The sequence below is a fragment of the Longimonas sp. genome, assembly GCF_046498435.1.
Taxonomy (GTDB): domain Bacteria; phylum Bacteroidota; class Rhodothermia; order Rhodothermales; family Salinibacteraceae; genus Longimonas.
The window spans coordinates 1-3,188 of the sequence record NZ_JAWOAR010000120.1; the positions used below are offsets into that span (position 1 = coordinate 1).

Consider the following 3,188-nt stretch of genomic DNA (forward strand, 5'->3'; position numbering starts at 1 on the left):
GCCGGTTGAGGGCGAACGCACTCCGCTAACGTATCCCTCCATTGGGGCATGGATCCCAGATCGTCTGCCGACAGCCGTCGGCATCCGTCTGGGATGACGGTGTGAGGGCATAAAAAAGCATTTCTGTATGTTCAACAGCGATCAGATGTATAGCACAACGCATTCGAAGACGACGTTGAGGAAGCGCTCGGGCTTCGGCTTGAGATCACTGAATCCGACTCCGAAGAGCCGGGTTTTTCTGTCGAGCCGAAGCGCTGGATTGTCGAACGCCCCCTCGGCTGGTTTGGGGGCTGGTTTGGGGGCTGGCGACGACTTGCGAAGGAGTACGAACGCCTGGCCGAGACGAGTACCGCCATGGTCCGGATCGCGTCACTACGATTGGCCCTTAGCCGCCTCTAACGGCATATCAAAACAGCTTCTAACGCATGAGATTGCGATGCGGGGAACGGGCATCCAATGAGTGAAGATACGATCTTGAGGGCTGCACTCAACCGGACCGCCCCGACTCATGGTGTGCCCCGACTCAGGGCATAACCTCGGCCCATAGAGCGTTCGAGTGGATCCCGCTTCAGAAGCGCCTCGGGATCTGCGGGCCTGCCCGTGGGGGTGGATCTGGTGGCAGATTGTCCTTGGCAGTAGATCGCGCTTGGCGATCGGTCGGTGTAGTTTTTGACTTGTGCGACTCGGACACGGAGGGCCAGTTTGCTTTTCATGGCTGCCTGTTGCGGATTGATGGTAGATAGACGTACATGCAGACGGCTCCCGCGCTCCAGTGCACAGAGGCCGCATACCAGCGCACATGCTCAAGAGACGGCGTTTCCACCACGTCGCCTGCATCCCGGATCCCTGCTCTTTATCTCCAAGCTTCGTATCTCCGAGTTTCTGCTCGTTGAGTTGCCGCTGGGAAGCAGGGCAGGAGCCGGTCAACACGCTATAGAACTGTGTTTTGAAGTCCTGGTACGTGCCGCTTCCTGCCCGTCCTCTGTGCCCTCTGCCGTGGACGGAGACAACGTAGCGTACTCCGACGGATCGAAGTCGGTGACGCGGCGGCGGAAGGCGGCGACGGAGCGGGGCCACAGCACAGCGTTGCGGCCGGAGGCGTCGAGGTACCAGCTGCGGCATCCGCCGTCGGTCCAGACCGTGCCCTCGGACCAGCGGTCAACCTGGCGCACGAAGCGGGACTGGGCGGCAGCGCGCGGCTCCACGGCGGCGGTCCCCGTGGCATTCATGTACCGCAACGCTCCGAGGATGTGTTCGACCTGCGACTCGATCATTGGCAGAATGGAGTTGTGGCCCAGACCGGTGTTCGGGCCACGCAGAAGAAACAGGTTCGGATACCCCGCCACCGTCGTACCCAGATGCGCCCGCGGCGCGTCGCCCCAGGTCGTCGACAGCGCTTGTCCGTTCCGACCGTAGATACTGCGACTAAAGGGCATCGTCGTCGACTGAAACCCCGTGCAGTAGACGATCACGTCGGCGTCGTGTGGCTCGGCGCCCAACTCTCTCACAGACGACGGCCCGGACACCCCCTCGGGATGGACCTCGCGCGCGGCGCCGTCAACGACGGTGACGTTTGGTTCGGACAGAGCGGCGAGGTAGGTGTCGGAGTGTAGGATGCGCTTGCAGCCGAGCCTGTAGTCGGGGATCAGCATCTCGCGCAGGTCGGGGTCTGAAATCTGACTCCGCATCCAGTACCGCACAAGCGGCTCTGCCAGGCGGGCAACGCGTTGGTCCCAGAAGAGCCATCCGGTGGCCTCGCGGAGGAGATGTAACGCGGCGCGCCAGGCTCGCATCAGCACTGGTACGCGGCGAAACAGGTCGTGAACCGCTGGCGGAATCTCCCGGTTGCCGTGCGGGATCACCCACGCCGGTGTGCGCTGAAAGAGCGTCAGGTGCTCGACGTGGGGCTGCAGCGCCGGCACGAGTTGCACAGCCGAGGCTCCCGTGCCGACGACGGCGACGTGGCGCCCGGATGGGTCGAATCCCTCAGGCCAATTGGACGAGTGAAACGCCTCGCCCTCAAAGCGCTCGTGCCCCGGCAGATCAGGAATGCGAGGCTGCGAATGGGCGCCGACGCCGCAGATGAGCGCCTGTGCCGTGTAGGCGCCCTCCGATGTCTCGATACGCCAGCGGCGCGCCTCTTCGTCCCATACCGCACGACGCACCGCATGCCCGAACCGGATGTGCGGGCGGACGCCGAACTGTGTCGCGCACTGCTTCAGGTAGGCGAAGATCTCATCGCGTCCTGCGAAGCGCTGACTCCAGTCCGCCTTTGGCGCGAAGGAAAACGAGTAGAGGTGCGAAGCGGTGTCGCAGGCGCAGCCTGGATAGTGATTCTCCCGCCAGACCCCGCCCACCTCATCTGCGCGCTCAAACACGACGAAGTCCGTCATACCCTCCTGCATGAGCCGAATCGCCGCGCCGAGTCCGGCGAAGCCTGTTCCAATGATCGCGACGTCGACCTCGGGCGCCCTGTCGGTATGCCTCATAGCGGATTCAGGGGGGGATGTGGATAGCATCTGCGTGGACTGCATCTACGCGGAAACAATCTGCGTATAAATGTTAATGCACACGCCGGGCGTACGATCTGTCTCCATCAAAATCAAACCTTGGGCGATTCTGGCCGGCCCTCGACATGGCGCGTTTGCCACGAGAGGTTCTCCAGCTATCCCATCAACCACATGCGGAGACGCGCCTTGGTAGCACGCCCCCGCAGAAGATCATTCAGAACCGATCGGTTTCATGTACGCCGGCTACCGCACCACGGTGATGCGCTCGGTGTCGGTATAGCCCGCCGTCTGCATCTGCAGGAAGTACGTCCCGCTGGCGAGCCCGCTCACATCGAGCTGCGCTTCGGTGCGCCCCTCCGCATTCGTGTCCACCACCGTGCGGATACGGCGGCCCAGCATGTCGTAGAGCGTGATGCGCACGTCCTGGCGTTCCGGCACCGCAAACCGCACCGTCGCCTGACTGCGCGCTGGGTTCGGGTACGTGGGCAAGAGTTCGGCCTCGGTCACCTGCCGCGCAATCGTCACCGCCTCGCTAAACGACTCCGTGCCGCCCGTGTCGATCTGGCGCAGGCGATACGAGAGGCTGTCGGCGGCGTAGGGCAGATCCGCGTCCTCAAACCGGTAGGACTGCGGGGTGTCGGTGGTGCCCGCGCCGTTTAGGCGAGCGATGGGTTCCCA

The 3,188-nt window shown here is 63.3% G+C and carries 2 protein-coding genes; both read right to left on the reverse strand.

Annotated features, from left to right (window positions below; all coding sequences use genetic code 11):
• Nucleotides 1-923: 923 nt before the first annotated feature.
• Entirely contained in the window at nt 924-2,519 is a 1,596-nt protein-coding gene (locus R6U20_RS04725) for a flavin-containing monooxygenase (protein ID WP_410336716.1), read from the reverse strand.
• A gap of 234 nt (nt 2,520-2,753) precedes the next feature.
• The coding region (locus R6U20_RS04730) for a T9SS type A sorting domain-containing protein (RefSeq protein ID WP_410336717.1) at nt 2,754-3,188 on the reverse strand (435 nt) is incomplete at its 5' end.

Coding starts and splice junctions, on each gene's coding strand:
- R6U20_RS04725 (WP_410336716.1), bottom strand. CDS start 2,519: ATGCTATCCACATCCCCCCCTGAATCCGCTATGAGGCATACCGACAGG.